This is a genomic window from Pseudomonas siliginis (genome assembly GCF_019145195.1).
Lineage (GTDB): Bacteria > Pseudomonadota > Gammaproteobacteria > Pseudomonadales > Pseudomonadaceae > Aquipseudomonas > Aquipseudomonas siliginis.
Window position 1 is genome coordinate 159,670 of sequence record NZ_JAHSTW010000003.1, and the last position, 17,755, is coordinate 177,424.

The window sequence follows — 17,755 nt, forward strand, 5'->3', positions numbered from 1 at the left end:
TGCAGTGGCCGTCACGCCACTGCGCACAAGCGCTTATAAAGCGTCTTTTTCCTTGTAGTAGCGCTCGGCGCCGGGGTGCAGCGCGATCGGCAGGTTTTTCGCGGCCGCTTCCAGCTTGATGTCCTTGGCCGCCGAATGGGAGTTACCCAAGCGCCCCAGGTTGTCGAACAGCAGGCGGGTCATGTCATAGACGACGTCATCCGGCAGGTCGGCGCGGGTCACCAGAATATTGGTGATTGCCACGGTGGGCACGGCTTCGGCCTGTCCGTCGTAGGTGTTGGCCGGAATCATTGCGCTCTGGTAGGCCGGATTGCCGATTTTTGCCACCACTTCACTCGGGATAGCCACGTAGTTCAGCGGCATCACCGACGACAGGTCGCGAATGGCGGCCATGCCCAGTCCCGACGATTGCAGGGTGGCATCCAGTTGCCGGTTCTTGATCAATTCCACCGATTCGGCAAACGGCAGATATTGCACCTTGCCCATGTCCTCGTAGGTCAGACCGGCCGCCTTGAATATCGCCCGCGCATTCAGTTCGGTGCCGGATTTGGGGGCGCCGACCGAGATGGTCTTGCCCCTGAGATCGGCGAGGGTTTTGATCCCCGACTCTTGGCTGGCGACGATTTGAATGTAATTGGGATAGGCACCGCCCAAGGCGCGCAATTTGGTCAGCGGCGCTTTGAAACCGGCGTCTTCCACGCCGTTTTTGGCGTCGGCCACTGAGTCGCCCAAAGCCAGGGCCAATTCGCCGCGACCGGCCTGTAGCAGGTTGAGGTTTTCTACCGACGCTTTGGTGGCCTGCACCGATGTCTTCGAACCGGCAATACCGTCGCTGTAGATTTGCGATAGACCGACCCCGATCGGGTAGTAAACCCCGCTGGTTCCGCCGGTGAGGATATTGATGAACACGGGCGCGGCCTGCGCAGCACTGCTAAGGGTCAGCGTGGCGGCGGCCAGCAGGGCAAAACGTGTTTTGACTCGCATGGGGGCACTTCTCCGTCTTGTTATGGTTTTAAGCAGAGTGATTGCACTCTAGCCGTTCCCGGCTGAACGTGATCGTCACGACGTCAGTTCATCCCCAGCCAGTTCGGCAGCACCAGTGAGATCCATGGCACGTAAGTAATCAGGATCAGGAACAACAGCAGAATCGACAACCAGGGCATCGCGGCTTTGACTGTGGCGGGCAAGGACATGCCGGTCACCGCCGAGGTCACGAACAGGTTCAGGCCCACCGGTGGCGTGATCAGGCCGATCTCAAGGTTGACCACCATGATGATGCCGAGGTGAATCGGATCGATGCCCAGTTTCATCGCGATGGGAAACAGGATGGGCGCCAGGATCAGGATGATCGCTGACGGTTCCATGAACGCGCCGGCAATCAACAGCACAATGTTGACCACCAGCAGGAACGTCACCGGCGTCAGGCCGGCGTCGATCACCCAGGCAGTGATTTGTTGAGGTAACTGTTCGGTGGTCAGCACGTGGGCGAACAGCATGGCGTTGGCAATGATGAACATCAGCATGATGCTCAGCTTGGCCGAGTCGAGCAGAACCTTGGGGGTCTCGCGAAAGGTCAGATCCTTATAGACGAACAAAGCGATGAAGGCCGAATAGACGGCTGCCACTGCGGCAGCTTCGGTCGGGGTGAACATGCCCGAATAGATGCCGCCGAGGATGATCACCATCAGCAACAGGCCCCATATTGCCTGGCGTGCCGTACTCAGAAACTCGCGAAGCGTCGCACGCGGCAAGGCGGGGAGATTTTTCTTCACCGCGACGATGTAGATCGCCACCATCAATGCCGTGCCCAGCAGCAGGCCAGGCACCACGCCGGCCATGAACAGCTTGCCCACGGAGGTTTCTGTAGCAGCGGCGTAAACCACCATCACAATCGACGGCGGGATCAGGATGCCCAGCGTACCGGCGTTGCAGATGATCCCTGCGCCGAACGCCTGCGGGTAGCCGGAACGGACCATCCCGGCAATCGCAATCGAGCCCACCGCAGCGACCGTGGCGGGACTTGAACCGGAGAGGGCGGCGAACAGCATGCAGGCCAGCACCGCCGCGATGGCCAGGCCGCCGCGAATATGCCCGACACAGGCGTTGGCGAAGTCGATCAGCCGGCGGGCGACGCCGCCAGTGGTCATGAAGGCCCCGGCCAGCAGGAAAAACGGAATGGCCAGCAGCGTGTAGTGTTCCGAGGTCTCGAACAGTTTGATCGCCAGCGAGCGCACCGAGTCGGGACTGAAGAAAATGATCGTCAAGGAGCCGGCCAGGCCCAGCGAAATGGCGATCGGCACGCCGATGAACATCAAGGCGAACAGGGCCACGAACAGGAAGGCAATGGTCATGGCTTGTCATCCTCGTGTTCGGCAAGTTTCAGCGCGTCGGCCGCTTCATCGGCCAGCCCGAGGCCGGTCTGACGGTTAAGCAGGATGCGCAGGAGAATTTCAGCGAAGCGGATGAACACCAGCGCGAAGCCCAGCGGCACGATCAACCCGATATGCCACTGCATGACGCCGAAATGGCCGAGATCCTCGGCACCGATACCGGCGTTCATCAAGGTTTCAATCCATTCGAAGCTGGCGACGGCGAGCAGCCCCGCGTAGGCCAGACAGCACAGGCAGGCCAAAATGCCGATGTAGCGCTGTACCGATCTGCGCGCCAGTTTGACCAGTGCGTCGACACCGATATGCCCGGCGGTGCGCACGCCATAAGCCAGGCCGAAAAAAATCAGCCAGCCGAACAGCGCTTTGGTCAGGGCAGTGCTCCAGGTCATGGCCTGCGCCATGCCCATGATCTGATCGCCAACGGCGAACAACGGGACACTCGCTGCCGGCCAATGATCGGCGAGCCAGTAAAACAGGCTGTAGAAGTTATTGAGGATCACGTAGACAAACGTGACGAGGGTCATGGCCGCCAGAAGGAAGACGATGAAGCCTTCCTCGAAGTGTTCCCAGATTCGCCGAAGCGCTTTCATGGATGGCATCTCACGTCGAGTGAAGACGGGCAGGCGCCGACGCAGCGGCGCCTGCCTTGGGATTATTGCGCCTGGTTTGCGGCTTCGGCGGCAGAGATCAGCTCAGCGCCGATTTCGCCTTCGAATTTCTTCCACACCGGTTTCATCGCATCGCGCCATTGCCCACGTTCTTCTGGCGTAAGCGTGATGATTTCCGTGGTTTTGGCGGCAAGGATGCGCTGCTTGTCCCCCTCGTTCAGTTGCTGGGCTTCCTTGTTCACGTGGGTGGTGACTTCCACGACGATCTTGTCCAGTTCGCTGCGCACGTCGGGCGGCAGGCCGTTCCAGAACTTGGTGTTGGTGATCAGCATGTAGTCCAGTACACCGTGGTTGGATTCGGTGATGTACTTCTGCACTTCATGCATCTTCTGGCTGTAGATGTTCGAGTAAGGATTCTCCGCCCCGTTGACCACACCGGTCTGCAGGCCTTGGTATACCTCGGCAAAACTCATCTTGCGCGGATTGGCGCGCACCGCCTTGAACTGCTCCTCCAGTACGGCCGAGGCCTGCACCCGGAACTTCAGGCCGCGCGCATCCGCCGGTACACGCAGTGGTTTGTTGGCCGACAGTTGTTTCATGCCGTTGTGCCAATAAGCCAGGCCGGTGATGTTTTTGCTTTCCATGGATTTGAGCAGGCCCTGACCCTGCGGGCTCAGTTGAAAGCGGTCGACAGCGTTGATGTCATTGAAGAGGAAGGGCAGGTCGAACAGCTGCACGGACTTGGTGTACTGCTCGAACTTGGCCAGCGATGGCGCAATCATCTGCACATCGCCGAGCAACAGGGCTTCCATTTCCTTGCCGTCACCAAAAAGCGAGGAGTTGGGATACACCTCGACCTTGACCTTGCCCGGCAAGCGTTCCTCGACCAGTTTCTTGAACAGCAACGCACCTTGCCCCTTGGGCGTCTGGTCAGCGACCACATGCGAGAACTTGATGATCACCGGGTCTGCCGCCATGGCCGGGTTCATGCTGCTTACCGCCAAAGCGCAGGCAAGTGCGCTGAACAGAGATCTGAGCATCTGGGTGATTCCTCTTGTTTTTATTGTGATGACCGCTCGACGCGCTGAACGCGTTCAAGTGCCGGGACATGTTCAAGTCTAGGCAGAAATATCTGATTTGCCGGGGAATTGACGAGAAAGGGCAAAACACTGTCAGAAGGCCGGACTGCCAACTTTCTCAGGTAAAGTTACTGGCCATCTTTTTCGGCGCGGATTACCAGCAAGCCGGCAATCAAAATCAACGCCATTCCTGCCCATGTAAAAATATCCGGGACCTCGTGGAACAGCACGTAACCCCAAAGACAGGCAAAAACCAGGTAGGCGTAATCAAACGTTCCGATAAGTGCCGCGGGCGCGATTTGATAAGCCTTGGCGGTAGCGGTGTTGATGAAGATCAGAGCGCAGGCGTAACAGAAGATGAACAGCGTCACTTGCCAATCAAGCGTTTGCCATGGGGAGAGTAGAAAACCGCCACTTGTGGCAGCCGCGTCACTGACCATCAGCGAAGCGATACCGCCGATGCTGGCGGCGACGAGAAAAGCAGTATTCAATCCCAGAGCCAATACCAGTGGATGTTCACTGCGACAATGTCGGCGCGTCACTACCATCGCAAGCGCGTAGAACACAGCAGCGATGACGGGCAGCAGCGTTGCGAGAACGAAGATGTCCGAGCCTGGACGTAACACCGTTGCGACACCCGCAAAGCCTGTTCCTATCGCCATCCAGCCACGCAGTGATAACGGTTCACCGCCATAAAGGGTGGAAAAAAGCGCAATGAACAGGGGCGTCGTATAGATCGCCACGGCAGCGACTGATAATGGAATCAGCGGTAATGCCGCGTAATACGTCACCCACATCAACAACAGCAGGATGCTCCGGACGGTCACCCAGTACACCGAAGCAATCCCCTGGCGGCCCGATCTGATGCGCCTGCCGAGCCAGACTCCAAGGGCGGGAACCGACAGACAAGACACCAGGAGGAACAGCTGCCAGAGCGGTAGGCGTGCGCTGAAGTATTTGACCCCTGCATCGGCCAGCGAGAGCAGAAAGACAGCAGCGCTGATCAGCACTATGCCCTTGGAAACGCTGTCGCTGCTCGCATTGTGCTTGCTCACGCACCGTGCTCCTGTTCCGTCAGTGAATTGCGATCCTGTGACAAGTAATGCTTGATGCCCGCCGCTGTCAATTCGCGAACCAGGGGAACTCCATCTTTCAGTGGTTGGATCAACAGCGACAACGCCTCGCCGGACTGCTGCCTGCAAAGCTCTCGAACAGCGACTTCCCGAACAAAACCGTTGGAATCCTCCAGATTGGCCCCGCGTTCAACGCCGCGCCGTTCGCGTACTCACATCCACCCAGACCGCCAACACCAGAATGCTGCCCTTGACGATCATCTGCCAGTAGCTATCCACGTCGAGCATGGACATGCCGTTATCGAGGCTGGTAATCACCAGTGCGCCGAGGAGGGCGCCGTAGACGGTGCCGGAGCCGCCGCGCATGGAGGTGCCGCCGATGAAGCAGGCGGCGATGGCGTCGAGTTCGCCCATGCTGCCGGCGGACGGTGAGCCGGCGGCGAGGCGTGCGGTGTTGACCACGCCGGCGAGTGCGCACATCACGCCCATGATGCCGAAGATCCACAGCTTGACCGCTTGCACATTGATGCCGGACAGGCGGGTCGCTTCCATGTTGCTGCCGACCGAATAGACCCGGCGGCCGAACACGGTCTGGCTGGTGACGTAGCTGAACACGCCGAGCAGAATCAGCAACAGCAGCACCGGCACGGGAATGCCGTCATAGCTGTTGAGGGTCTGAACAAAACCGGCCAGCACCGCGCCGATCACCAGCACGCGCACAACATCACGCACCAGCGAATGCGCCGCCAGGCCATGCAGGGCGCGATTGCGTCGTTGTTTCCAGGTCAGGAACACCGTCAGCACAAACAGCAGCACACCCAGGCCGGTGCCGATCGCGTGGGGCAGATAACCCTGGCCGACGTAGACCAGCTCCGGCGATACCGGGGCAATGGTGGTGCCGCCGGTGATCCCCAGCAAAATGCCGCGAAACGCCAACATGCCACCGAGCCCGACGATAAATGACGGTATGCGCAAGTACGCCGCCATGTAGCCGTTGGCAAGCCCGATGACCAGACCGCACAGGGCGACCAGACTCAGATTCGCCAGCAGCGGAATGTGATAGACCACGTCGAGTATCGCCGCGAGGCCGCCGAGCAGGCCGAGCAATGAACCCACCGACAAATCGATCTCGCCGCTGATGATCACCAGCACCATACCGCAGGCGAGGATTCCGGTGATCGACATCTGCCGCAGCAGGTTGGAAAGATTGCGCGGGGTGAGGAAACCGCCTTCGGTCTGCCAGCTGAAGAACAGCCAGATCAGCACCACGGCAAATACCAGCGCGAGCATTTTGTAGCGGGTGAACAGTTGTTTGACCTGATTCATTTACGCGGTTTTCCGATCATTATTGTTATGGCTGCCCGGCTGGCTGAGGGCGGCGGCGAGTACCTGTTCCTGGGTCAGTTCATGGTTGACGAAGTCGCCGCGCAACTGGCCTTCGCCGATCACCAGCACGCGGTCGGAGACGCCGAGCACTTCGGCCAGTTCCGATGAAACCATGATGATCGACACGCCTTCGGCGGCCAGCGCGCCCATCAATTTGTAGATCTCGTACTTGGCGCCGACGTCCACGCCTCGGGTCGGTTCGTCGAGAATCAGCACGCGCGGTTTGGCAAGCAGCATTTTCGCCAGCACGGCTTTCTGCTGGTTACCGCCCGACAGGCTGGTGATCGGCAGGGAGGGACTTGCGGTTTTCAGATGCAGACGGGAGATTTCCCGGTCGATGCAGCCCAGCTCGGCTTCGGCATCGATGCGGGTCATTTTCGAATAGCTCTCGAGCACGGCGAGGGTGATGTTCTGACCGACACCGAGATCGGGAATGATGCCCTGACGCTTGCGATCTTCGGGCACCAGGCACAGGCCGGCGCGGATCGCTTTCAGCGGCGTGCGCGTGTCGATCGGTCGGCCGTCCAGCCAGACTTCGCCCTCGTGGCGTCCGGGGTAGGCGCCGAACAGTGCGGTGACCAGTTCGGTGCGGCCGGCGCCGACCAGCCCGGCAATGCCGAGAATCTCGCCGCGCTTGAGGCTGAAGGAAATGTCGTCGACCCGTTTGCGCTTGGGGTTGTCGACGTCGTAGCAAGTGATGTGGCGCGCCTCGAAAATCACCTCGCCAATTTCATGCGGCTCGCTGGGGTAGAGGTTGCTCATTTCGCGCCCGACCATCTGCGTGATGATCTGCGGAATGTCCATGTCGGCCATGGCGGTGGTGGCGATGTGTTTGCCGTCGCGGATCACCGAAATGGTGTCGCACACGGCGGCGACTTCATCAAGTTTGTGCGAGATGTAGACGCAGGCGACGCCCTTGGCTTTGAGGTCACGGATGATGTCCAGCAGCACTTCGATTTCCGAGCGGCTCAGGGCCGAGGAGGGTTCGTCGAGGATCAGCAGACGCGCCTGTTTGTTCAGGGCCTTGGCGATTTCCACCAGTTGCTGATAACCGCCGCCGTACTGCGAAACCGGCAGCGACACGTTCATATCCGGCACTTTCAATTCACGCATCAACGCTTCGGCGCGATGGATCATCGCCGGGTAGTTCATGCGCCCGCCGGGCAGCGTCAGCTCATGGCCCATGAAGATGTTTTCAGCCACCGACAGGTCCGGCACCAGGGTCAGTTCCTGATGGATGATGACGATGCCGGCGGCCTCGGTTTCGCTGATCGATTGCGCCCGAAGCGGTTGCCCGTCCCAGAGGATTTCGCCGTCCCAGGTGCCATGGGGATAGACCGCCGAGAGGATCTTCATCAGCGTCGACTTGCCAGCACCATTCTCGCCGCACAGGCCCACGCATTCACCGGGCCGGACCTTGATGTCGATGCCGTTGAGCGCTTTGACACCGCCGAAGGTTTTGACGATGCCGTTCATTTGCAGCAGATAGTCGGACATGGAAAAGGCTCGTATACCAGGAACTCAAACACCACTGAACCTGTGTGGGAGCGAGCCTGCTCGCGAAGGGGTCTTTTCAGACAGAGCTTTACTGACTGACACTCCGCTTTCGCGAGCAGGCTCGCTTCCACAGGTCTGATCAAGATTTACGACCGGATCACTGCCCGGCAATCTGCGCCTTGGTGTAGAAGCCATCCTGTTCGAGCAAGTCGATGTTGTCCTTGGTCAACGGGGTTGGCGTGAGCAGGATGGTGTCGACCTTTTTGCTGCCGTTGTCGTACTGCGAGGTGTAGGCCGGTTTTTCGTTGCGCGCCAGTTGCACCGAGAGCTTGGCCGCTTCGGAGGCGATGAGTTTCAGTGGTTTGTACACGGTCATGGTTTGCGTGCCGGCGATCACGCGTTTGACGGCTGCGAGGTCGGCGTCCTGACCGGAAATCGGCACCTTGCCGGCCAACTGCTGCGCGGCCAGTGCCTGGATGGCGCCGCCAGCGGTGGCGTCGTTGGAGGCGACGATGCCGTCGATTTTGTTGTCGTTACGGGTCAGCGCGTTTTCGACGATGCTCAGCGCTTCGGTCGGGTTCCATTCCTTGACCCACTGCTGCCCGACGATCTTGATATCGCCCTTGTCGATGGCCGGTTGCAGCACCTTCATCTGGCCTTCACGGAGGATCTTGGCGTTGTTGTCGGTGGGCGCGCCACCCAGCAAGAAGTAATTGCCCTTGGGCGCCGCTTTCAGCACGCCGCCGGCCTGCATCTCGCCGACCTTTTCGTTATCGAAGGAGATATAGGCGTCGACATCGGCGTTGAGAATCAGCCGGTCGTAAGACACCACTTTGATTCCGGCTTTCTTCGCCTCGGCCACGGCGTTGGTCAGCACTGTCGCGTTGAAAGGCACGATGACGATCACATCGACGCCGCGAGAGATGAGGTTTTCGATCTGCGAAATCTGCTTCTGCTCGTTGGCGTCCGCCGATTGCACGAAGACTTTGGCGTCCATTTTTTCTGCCGCCGCGACGAAGTAATCGCGGTCGCGCGACCAGCGTTCCAGACGCAGATCGTCAATGGAGAAACCGATTTTCGGGTGGGTGGCGTCGGCCATTACCGGCATGGCCAACAACGCCAGGGCACTGGCCAACAGCGTACGTTTCAAGTTCTTCATGGTGGTGCGTCCTTTTATTTTTGTTGGAAAGACACGGCCTGACGATGAATCGGGCTGGTAGAACTGTAGAGAATCTGCCGACGCAGCAGGCACAGAATTGTCGTGCAATTGTCACAGCGTCGTTGCGTCGGCAGAGGGTCTCGGCGATCAGCGATACAGGTAACGGTTGACGATGTTTTCGAGCATTTCCTGACGGCCACTGACGGCTTGCGGATTCAGCTCGTTGGTAAACGCGTGCTCGGCCAGCGACTCGAGATTGAAGTCGCCCGCCATCACCGCTTGCCCGAACGGCTGACGCCAGCCGGCGTAGCGTTGATCCTTGAGCACTTGCAGTTGATCGTTCTCAACCATCGCGGCGGCGCGTTCCAGCGACAAGGCAAGAACGTCCATGGCACCAACGTGACCGTGGAACAGGTCGATCTCGTCGAGGCTCTGCCGGCGCACCTTGGAGTCGAAATTGAAACCACCATTCTTGAAGCCGCCGGCTTTGAGGATTTCATAGGTCGCCAGGGTCATTTCTTCGACGCTGTTGGGGAACTGGTCGGTGTCCCAGCCGTTCTGCGGATCGCCACGGTTGGCGTCGATGCTGCCGAAAATCCCCAGCGAGGCAGCCGTGGCAATTTCGTGATGAAAGCTGTGGCCGGCCAGGGTCGCGTGGTTGGCTTCGATGTTGACCTTGATTTCCTTCTCCAGACCGTACTGCTGGAGGAAGCCGAACACCGTGGCGCTGTCGTAATCGTACTGGTGCTTGGTCGGCTCCTGTGGCTTGGGTTCGATCAGCAGGTCGCCGGTGAAACCGATCTTGTGCTTGTGCTCGACCACCATGCGCATGAAGCGCCCGAGTTGTTCGCGCTCGCGTTTCAGATCGGTGTTGAGCAGGGTTTCGTAGCCTTCACGACCGCCCCACAGCACGTAGTTGGAGCCTTTGAGGCGATGGGTGGCGTTCATCGCGCTGAACACTTGCGCAGCGGCGCAGGCGAACACTTCCGGATCGGGATTACTCGCAGCGCCGGCGGCAAAACGCGGATTGCTGAAGCAGTTGGCGGTGCCCCAGAGCAGCTTGATGCCGCTTTGTTCCTGATGTTGTTCGAGGCGGTCGACCATTTGCGCGAAGTGTTCGCGGTACTCCTTTAGCGAGTTGCCTTCGGGGGCGACGTCCGTGTCGTGAAAGCAGTAGTAATCGATGCCCAGTTTGCTGAAGAACTCGAATGCGGCTTGAGCCTTGCCGATGGCCAGTTCCAGCGGTTCGCCACTGCGTTGCCAGGGGCGTTTGAAGGTGCCGGCGCCGAACACATCGGAGCCCGGCCAGACGAAGGTGTGCCAGTAGCAGGCAGCCATGCGCAGGTGTTCGCGCATGGGTTTGCCGAGGATCAGTTTGTCGGCGTCGTAGTGGCGGAAAGCGAGGGGCAAATCACTGTTCGGGCCTTCGTAGCGAACCGGCTCGATATTGGGGAAATACTGCATGGACCTTGTCCTTGTTGTTCTTGGCGGTGTCTCGATACTAGCAACGGCCCCGTGCCCGCTGATTATGAAAAGCCTCAACTGCGAGTGCGATTTTGCGTATTGAGCTTCAGCGCTCGCAGGCCTAGTCTGTGTCCATCGTCGCCGCGACATGGCGGCCCGGAACAGTACAAAAACAATTTGAGGCCGCTTTCGCGATCAGGCTCGCTCCCACATTTGATTCGTGTCGTTCACAAAACTGTGTGGGAGCGAGCCTGCTCGCGAATGGCTTGAGGCAAAATCCGGATCCTGAATGAAAAGCCTACCGCCCGTGCACCGCATCGCCCTGTTGTTCAACGGCAGCAAGATCTACGACCGTGGAATCATCAGCGGCATCGGCAACTACCTGAGCAGCACCCGCGCTTCCTGGGACCTGTTTCTGGAAGAGGACTTTCTTTGCCGCTTGAAGGGCATTGAGCGTTGGCAGGGTGACGGGATCATTGCCGACTTCGACGATCCGCTGATCGGCGAGGCGCTGGCCGACATTCATTTGCCGGTGGTGGCGGTGGGCGGTTCCTACGAGGATGCGCGCGCCTATCCGAAAGCGATTCCCTATGTTGCCACTGACAACAACGCATTGATCACGCTGGCTTACTCGCATCTGGTCGAGGCGGGGTTGCAGCGCTTTGCCTGTTTCAGTCTGCCTGAGGCGCAGGCCAATCGCTGGGCGCAGGAGCGGGAGAAAGCCTTTCGCAAACTGATGCAGCGCGACGACCTGCACGCCGAGATCTATCGCGGCATGGGCACCAGCGCACCGCTGTGGGACAGCGCCGTCGAGCAACTGATCGCCTGGCTGCACAGCCTGCCCAAACCAATCGGCATCATCGCCGTCAGCGACGCCCGCGCCCGGCAGTTGCTGCAAGCCTGCCTGACCGCCGGCATTGCCGTGCCGGAGCAGGTCGCGCTGATCGGCATCGACAACGACCCGCTGACCCGCAGCCTGACTCGCGTACCGCTGAGTTCGGTGATTCAGGGCACCGAAACCATGGGCCGCACCGCCGCGCAACTGCTGCACCAGATGCTCCACGGCATGCCGTCCACCGGTACGCAAATCCTGATTCCGCCGGACGCGGTCAACGTGCAGGTGTCGAGCCTGCACCAACCGCTGGGCAATCCCTACGTCATGCAAGCGCTGCTGTTCATCCGCCAATATGCCTGCCAAGGCATCAAGACCGCGCAAGTGGCGGCCTATGTCGGCGTGTCGCGCTCATCACTGGAAGCGCATTTCCGCGCCGAGCGCGGTTGCAGCGTGCATGACGAGATTCTGCGTTTCAAACTGGCGGCGGCTACCAGCGGTTTGAAGAACACCGATGCGGCGATTGCCGACATTGCCCAGGCCTGCGGCTTCAAGTCTGCGCAATATCTGCACACGGTGTTCCGTCGCGAGTTCGGCTGCACGCCCCGCGAATATCAGCATGGCGGCACATAGCGCTGCGAAGACTTACGCCAGCGCAGCGGCACTGGCTCTGGAGCGCCAGGCGAACGTCAGCACCATCAGCAGGCCCAGACCAGCCATCGCCGCGCCGGCCAGGGAAATTGCCGGATAACCCAGCCCGGCATTGATCACCGCGCCACCCAGCGCCGCGCCGATCGCGTTGCCAAAATTGAACGCACCGATGTTCACCGCCGAAGCCAGATTCGGCGCGTCCTTGGCGGCTTCCATCACGCGCATCTGCAGCGGCGGCACCAGAGCGAAGCTGGCGATACCCCAGATCAGAATGGCCACCGCGGCCGGCAGCGGCCAGCGCATCAGCACAGTGAATGCGAGCAAAACCACAATCAATGCGCTCAGCGACACGATCAGGGTGCGGTCGATCGAACGGTCGGCAGCCTTGCCACCCCACATATTGCCCAGCGTCAAACCGATTCCGAACAACACCAGCATGGCGGTGATGAACGCGGCGGAGGCGTGGGTCTCGCTGCTGAGGATCGGCGCGATGTAGGTGAACACGGTGAACATCGCACTTGAGCCAACCACGGTCAGGGCCAGCGCGGCCAACACCGGACCTCGGCCTAGCACACGAATTTCCGCCAGCGCACCCGCGCCTTGCTCTGCTTTCAGATTGGGCAGGGCGAACCACAAGGCGATCATGGTCAGTACGCCGAGGCCGGTAATGCCCCAGAACGCGGTGCGCCAGCCAAACAGGTCACCAAACCAGGCTGCCAGCGGCACACCGCCGATAGTCGCCAACGTCAGGCCCATGAACATCGCCGCCACGGCGCCGGCACGTTTTTCCGGCGCGACCACACTGGCGGCGACCACCGAACCAACCCCAAAGAATGCGCCGTGATTGAGCGAGGTGATCACCCTGGCGACCATCAGGCTGGAGTAATCGGTGGCCAGCGCCGACATCAGATTGCCCAGGGTGAAAATCGCCATCAGTCCGATCAGCAAATAGCGCCGCGGGATCTTGCCGGTGGTCAGGGTCATCAGCGGCGCGCCGAGCAGCACGCCTAAGGCGTAGGCACTGACCAGCAACCCCGCAGCGGGAATGGAAACGCCGAGATCGGCAGCGATGCCGGGCAACATGCCCATCGGCGCGAACTCGGTGACGCCGATGCCAAAGGCGCCGACAGCGAGTGCAACAAGTGGTGGATTGATACGCATGGAAAGTCTCCTTATCTATGCCGCCAATGCTACGATCCAACGTTTTCAGGCGGTAGATGGCGATTTTGGCAATCACCTTTGCGTAAGAGGCACGAATGGACTTCAACGGTAGATCAGGGGAAATGAGCGTGTTCGTCACCGTGGCGCAGGAGGGCAGCCTCTCAGCGGCCGCGCGTGCGCTGGGGCTTACGCCTTCGGCGGTCAGTCGGATCATCGCCCGCGCCGAACAGCGACTCGGCACTCGTCTGTTGCTGCGCACGACCCGCGCGCTGACGTTTACCGCCGAGGGCGAGGCCTTCCTGCGCGGTGCCCGGCGGATTCTCGCCGACATGGACGAAGTGGAAGGGGCCATCACTGATCAAGGCGTACCCAAGGGCCGCTTGCGCGTCAGTGCCGCCCTTGGCCATGGACGGCTGACCATTGTGCCGCTGGTCGCAGCCTTCACCGCCCGTTACCCGAACATCGTCGTCGACCTCAGCCTCGGCGACGAAGTCGTCGACATCCTCGCCGGCCAGGCGGACGTCGCCATACGCTTCGGCCATCTGCCCGACAGCCCGTTGACCGCACGCCGGCTCGGCCACACCGGCCAGGTGGTCGTGGCATCGCCCGACTATCTGAAACGTCACGGCACACCCCTCGAACCGGAAGACCTGCTCAAGCACAACTGCCTGCGCTTCAACTTCCGCCGCGCCGAAGCCAACTGGCCGTTTATCCGCGACGGCGAGGATTTTTCATTGAAGGTCAGCGGCAACATCGAATGCAGCAGCGGCGAAGCACTGGCCCAGTTCGCCAGACTCGGCGCCGGCATTGCGCGGATTGGCGAGTTCACCGTCAGGGAAGACTTGCAGCGCGGCGCGCTGATCCCGCTGCTGCAAGCGTTCAACCCGGGCGATGAGGAACCGATTCATGCCGTGTTCGTGGGCGGCGCGGCGATGCCGGTGCGGGTGCGCTTGTTTGTGGATTTTTTGCTGGAGCAGCATCGGATGTAAGCGTGCCGGTCGGATTCAGCGAGTCATCCCTGACCCGCAAACTGCCGGCTAGATTGTCGGGATGGTCCCGCCGTCGATCACAAATTCACTCCCTGTGATCGACGCCGCTCGCGGCGACGCCACAAACCCGATCAGCTCAGCCACTTCAGCCGGTGTCGATGGGCGGCCGAGCGGGATACCGCCCAAGGCTTGCATGATGATGTCCTTGCCACCTTGATAGTCAGTGCCTGCCTCCTGCGCGAGTCGCTCAGCGAATGCCACCGACGCTTCGGTTTCAACCCAGCCCGGCGATACCCGCACCACGCGAACCCCCTTGGGTGACACTTCTTTCGACAGGCTTTTGCTGTAGGTCGACAGCGCAGCCTTGGCCGCCGCGTACGCTGTGGTGGATTCCGGCAGTGGCAGCCGACTCTGGATGGACGTGACATGGATCACCACGCCATTACAACGCTCGAGCATGCCCGGCAGCAGGGCGCGATCGAGGCGCACCGCCGGCAGCAGATTCAGATTGAGCTCGCGTTGCCACTGCTCCTCGTCCAGCGCTGCAAAACCACCACCGGGGGCCGACGAGCCACCCAGGACATGGATCACTATGTCGACGCCGCCCAGTTGCTGTTGGACCGCAGCGATGAGTGCGTCACAACCTTCCCGTGTCGAAAGATCAGCCGCAACCAGCAGTGCTCCCGGCATTTCGACGTCCACTTGCCGAGCCGAGGTGATGACCTTTGCGTCCTCGGCCAGAAACCACTCGACCACTGCTTTGCCGATTCCCTTGGTGCCGCCGGTGACGAGGACCCGCTTGCCAGTCAATCCTGAATTCAGCATGGCGAGATCTCCGAAGCACGGAATCGATCGATTGCGTCGTAGATTTTGTTCGCATTGTTAACCGTGACATACGTCTGCGCGGAGGCGGGAAGTTGAAGGTTCATTGGCTGACTCCTGATTGATGAACTGGAGTCATCTTGCTGCGACGCAGATAGTTTGTTCAACTGGGACAAATCTTAATGACCTATCCCGAAAAACAGGACAATGCATGGTTCAGGATCGCTTGGCCCTCAATGAACTGGACGCCGTCATAGCCGTGGCGCGAAGGGGGTCGTTTCGCCACGCCGCCATTGATCTCGACGTCTCCACCACCGCGCTGAGCAACACCATTGCGCAACTGGAAGCGCGCCTCGAATCGCGACTGTTCAACCGCACCACCCGCAGCGTCGCCATCACCGAAGCGGGGAGAGTGTTTCTCGAACAGGTGGGGCCAGCCTTGCAGGATTTGCGTGCGGCACTCGATGCAGTGCGCTCGCAAAACGCCGGACCCTCGGGCACGTTGCGCATCAACGCCTTCGCCAGTGCTGCGCGTTCGGCGTTGCTGCCACTGGTGATCGAGTTTTTGCAGCAGCATCCGAAAGTCCATATTGACCTTGTAACCGAAGGCCGGCTGGTGGATATCGTGGCTGACGGCTTCGATTTCGGCGTGCGCTCGGCAGGCCTGGTGCCCAACGACGTGATTGTGGTCCCCGTAGGGCCGCCGCAGCGGTACGCAGTGGTCGGTTCGCCAGCGTACTTTGAACAACAGGGCAAACCGCGCACGCCGTCCGAGCTGCTCGGGCATCAATGTATCCGTGTGCGACTACCGAACGGGGCGATTTTCCCTTGGTATTTCGAGCGGGACGGAGAAGTTACCCGCCTGGATGTGAGCGGTCCGCTTACGCTGGATGAATCGAGCGTGGTCAAGGTCGCGGTGCAGGCGGGCATGGGGCTGGGCTTTTTCATGGAGCAGGACGTTCGTGACGAAATCCGCACCGGCGAGTTCGTGCAGGTACTCGAGGACTGGACGCCGCCTCGAGACAGGTTGTGCCTGTACTACCCGAACCGCCGCAATCCCTCTGCGGCCGCCAGGGCATTCATTGAGTTGGCGCGCGCCAGTCAGGCTTGACCCCGGCACGGTATTCAGGCGATCAAGCCCATCGTCAGCCCCTTCAAGGTGGCGGCTGCCCGGGTCGAGCATTGCAATTTTCGAAAGATGCTTTCCATGTGCGTGCGTACCGTGCTCGGACTGATAGCCAACAGTTGCGCGACTTGTTTGTTGCTGGCGCCACGGCTGATCTCCAGAAGAATGCGGCACTCACGGGCTGTCAGCAGCGAAGGCTTGGGTTGCCGCAGGCGGCGCTCGCCACTGGCGGCGGCAATGACCGCTTCGCAGACATCGTTGTCGAACAGACCACGGCCAGCATCCTGTTTGAGTAGCGTGGCGGCTGCGGCTTCGTCGTGGGCTGTTCGCCATGGCCGGGCTTGCCTCAACGCTACCCAGGCGACCGAGGTGGCGAACAGCCGATGTTCGGCATTCAGTGCATCACCGGCCACGCCGCGAAAATAGCCGCTGCCATCGAGCCGTTCATACGCGTGGGTGGCTATCTCGGCGGGCGCGGTCAGTTCAGGAACCGGTCGGAGCGCCTGTTGCGTCCAGTAAGGCACCAGCCGCACTCGCTCTGCCGCACCGTAGGGCAGCGACCCTGGGCTATTCCATAGGTGATTGGAAACGGCTGCGCGGCCGAGACCGTAAATCAGCGCGGACTTGCCAATGTTTGCCAAAGTCGGCTCACTCAGCCCCCACAGGCGTGCCGCTTCCACGGCAACATGCGCGACCTGACGCGAATGCCCGGCCAGCCATGGCAGCTTCAAGTCAATGACGTCTCCGACCAAAGTCAGCGAAACACGACGCTGCTCAGGCACGGGTTCAACTTTAGTGGAAAGCGTTTCGAGTTCCGCCAGCCAGGCCTTGGCATTAGCCACCAGCAACGACACCAGCGACGCTGGATAGCGCCGATCCGACTGCTCGTTGATCCAGCGCAACGCCGCGTCCAGGCCGTGAGCGCGAGTGAGAATATCCAGATCACCGGCCATGACCACCTGATAGGCGACCTCCGGGATGTGTTCATGGCTTACGCCCAGCGGTCGGCCAGTGCCGTCGTAAGTTTCGAACACCCGACACAGGCCCGCTTCGACGGCGGTTCCGAGCTGGAGGGTTTTGGCGATTGCACCGGACACTTCACAGTGCACCACGGCCAGCGGGGTTGCCTGATGCACCGCGTTCATCTGTTCATTGCCCAGGGTCAGATCGAGCATTGCGCGGCGACCATCGACGTCGTCGCCCAGCAGGTCGGCAAAGCCTTCGGCGTTGGCTGTGCACCCAGACCAGCGCAGCAAGGCAATCTGCTCTGCAACCTGCAGATGCTCACCGTCGCCGTGGCGTGCCTGCGCGAGCATCCGCGCCAAAGCGGCAACGCGCCGGGAATGACCGAGCGGTTGCCCCATGCTGAGGTCACCGACCTGGGCGATGGTTGCCAGTGCGCCGTCCAGCGAGATGTCCAGTTGCAAGCCGCTATCCATGAAAAATGCCCCGGGGTCGGATAATTGACCGATGCCCACAACGCAGGCCAGTCAGCAGAATCTGAACTCCCGAACAGGA

The 17,755-nt window shown here is 60.6% G+C and carries 15 protein-coding genes; 3 read left to right on the forward strand and 12 right to left on the reverse strand.

Annotation, left to right across the window (positions count from 1 at the left end; translation table 11 throughout):
* Positions 1-33: 33 nt before the first annotated feature.
* The 9 genes from KVG87_RS08160 to xylA all read right to left on the reverse strand — a co-directional run bounded on the left by KVG87_RS08160 (position 34) and on the right by xylA (position 10,656).
* Positions 34-984 (reverse strand): TAXI family TRAP transporter solute-binding subunit, encoded by a 951-nt coding sequence (locus tag KVG87_RS08160; protein ID WP_217850126.1) that lies wholly within the window; start codon positions 982-984, stop codon positions 34-36.
* Positions 985-1,067: 83 nt separating this feature from the next.
* Positions 1,068-2,351 carry a C4-dicarboxylate TRAP transporter large permease protein DctM gene (gene dctM, locus KVG87_RS08165; protein WP_041480541.1) on the reverse strand — a complete coding sequence of 428 codons (1,284 nt, stop codon included), beginning with the start codon at positions 2,349-2,351 and terminating at the stop codon, positions 1,068-1,070.
* Complete coding sequence (locus tag KVG87_RS08170; RefSeq protein ID WP_024012587.1) at positions 2,348-2,980, reverse strand: TRAP transporter small permease; 633 nt, start codon at positions 2,978-2,980, stop codon at positions 2,348-2,350. The genes dctM and KVG87_RS08170 overlap by 4 nt, the downstream gene beginning before the upstream one ends.
* A 62-nt stretch (positions 2,981-3,042) precedes the next feature.
* A complete protein-coding gene (gene dctP, locus KVG87_RS08175; protein WP_110599143.1) occupies positions 3,043-4,038 on the reverse strand; it encodes a C4-dicarboxylate TRAP substrate-binding protein DctP in 996 nt (331 codons plus the stop codon).
* Positions 4,039-4,205: 167 nt separating this feature from the next.
* Positions 4,206-5,132, reverse strand: coding sequence for a DMT family transporter (locus tag KVG87_RS08180; protein WP_217850128.1), 927 nt, complete (start codon positions 5,130-5,132; stop codon positions 4,206-4,208).
* A 207-nt stretch (positions 5,133-5,339) separates the two neighbouring features.
* Positions 5,340-6,476: a sugar ABC transporter permease gene (locus tag KVG87_RS08185; RefSeq protein ID WP_076563313.1), complete on the reverse strand. Its 1,137-nt coding sequence runs from the start codon at positions 6,474-6,476 to the stop codon at positions 5,340-5,342.
* The gene (xylG, locus tag KVG87_RS08190; protein WP_110599153.1) at positions 6,477-8,033 is read right to left on the reverse strand and encodes a D-xylose ABC transporter ATP-binding protein; all 1,557 of its coding nucleotides are present in this window, start codon (positions 8,031-8,033) and stop codon (positions 6,477-6,479) included.
* A gap of 157 nt (positions 8,034-8,190) precedes the next feature.
* Positions 8,191-9,192 carry a D-xylose ABC transporter substrate-binding protein gene (xylF, locus tag KVG87_RS08195; protein WP_217850131.1) on the reverse strand — a complete coding sequence of 334 codons (1,002 nt, stop codon included), beginning with the start codon at positions 9,190-9,192 and terminating at the stop codon, positions 8,191-8,193.
* A gap of 147 nt (positions 9,193-9,339) precedes the next feature.
* Entirely contained in the window at positions 9,340-10,656 is a 1,317-nt protein-coding gene (gene xylA, locus KVG87_RS08200) for a xylose isomerase (RefSeq protein ID WP_217850133.1), read from the reverse strand.
* A gap of 289 nt (positions 10,657-10,945) precedes the next feature.
* On the opposite strand from xylA, the gene KVG87_RS08205 reads away from it, so the two are divergent.
* Positions 10,946-12,121, forward strand: coding sequence for a XylR family transcriptional regulator (locus tag KVG87_RS08205; protein ID WP_217850135.1), 1,176 nt, complete (start codon positions 10,946-10,948; stop codon positions 12,119-12,121).
* A 12-nt stretch (positions 12,122-12,133) separates the two neighbouring features.
* Here KVG87_RS08205 and KVG87_RS08210 read toward each other — a convergent pair whose 3' ends face one another.
* A complete protein-coding gene (locus KVG87_RS08210; RefSeq protein ID WP_186568970.1) occupies positions 12,134-13,300 on the reverse strand; it encodes an MFS transporter in 1,167 nt (388 codons plus the stop codon).
* A 95-nt stretch (positions 13,301-13,395) separates the two neighbouring features.
* Between KVG87_RS08210 and KVG87_RS08215 the strand changes: the two genes are divergently transcribed.
* Positions 13,396-14,289, forward strand: coding sequence for a LysR substrate-binding domain-containing protein (locus tag KVG87_RS08215; protein ID WP_217850137.1), 894 nt, complete (start codon positions 13,396-13,398; stop codon positions 14,287-14,289).
* A gap of 48 nt (positions 14,290-14,337) precedes the next feature.
* Here KVG87_RS08215 and KVG87_RS08220 read toward each other — a convergent pair whose 3' ends face one another.
* Complete coding sequence (locus tag KVG87_RS08220) at positions 14,338-15,114, reverse strand: SDR family oxidoreductase (RefSeq protein ID WP_217850139.1); 777 nt, start codon at positions 15,112-15,114, stop codon at positions 14,338-14,340.
* Positions 15,115-15,322: 208 nt separating this feature from the next.
* Between KVG87_RS08220 and KVG87_RS08225 the strand changes: the two genes are divergently transcribed.
* Positions 15,323-16,222: a LysR family transcriptional regulator gene (locus tag KVG87_RS08225; RefSeq protein ID WP_217850141.1), complete on the forward strand. Its 900-nt coding sequence runs from the start codon at positions 15,323-15,325 to the stop codon at positions 16,220-16,222.
* 14 nt (positions 16,223-16,236) lie between these two features.
* Here the strand turns inward: KVG87_RS08225 and KVG87_RS08230 are convergent, their stop codons facing one another.
* Positions 16,237-17,676, reverse strand: coding sequence for an HD domain-containing phosphohydrolase (locus tag KVG87_RS08230; protein WP_217850143.1), 1,440 nt, complete (start codon positions 17,674-17,676; stop codon positions 16,237-16,239).
* Positions 17,677-17,755: the final 79 nt, after the last annotated feature.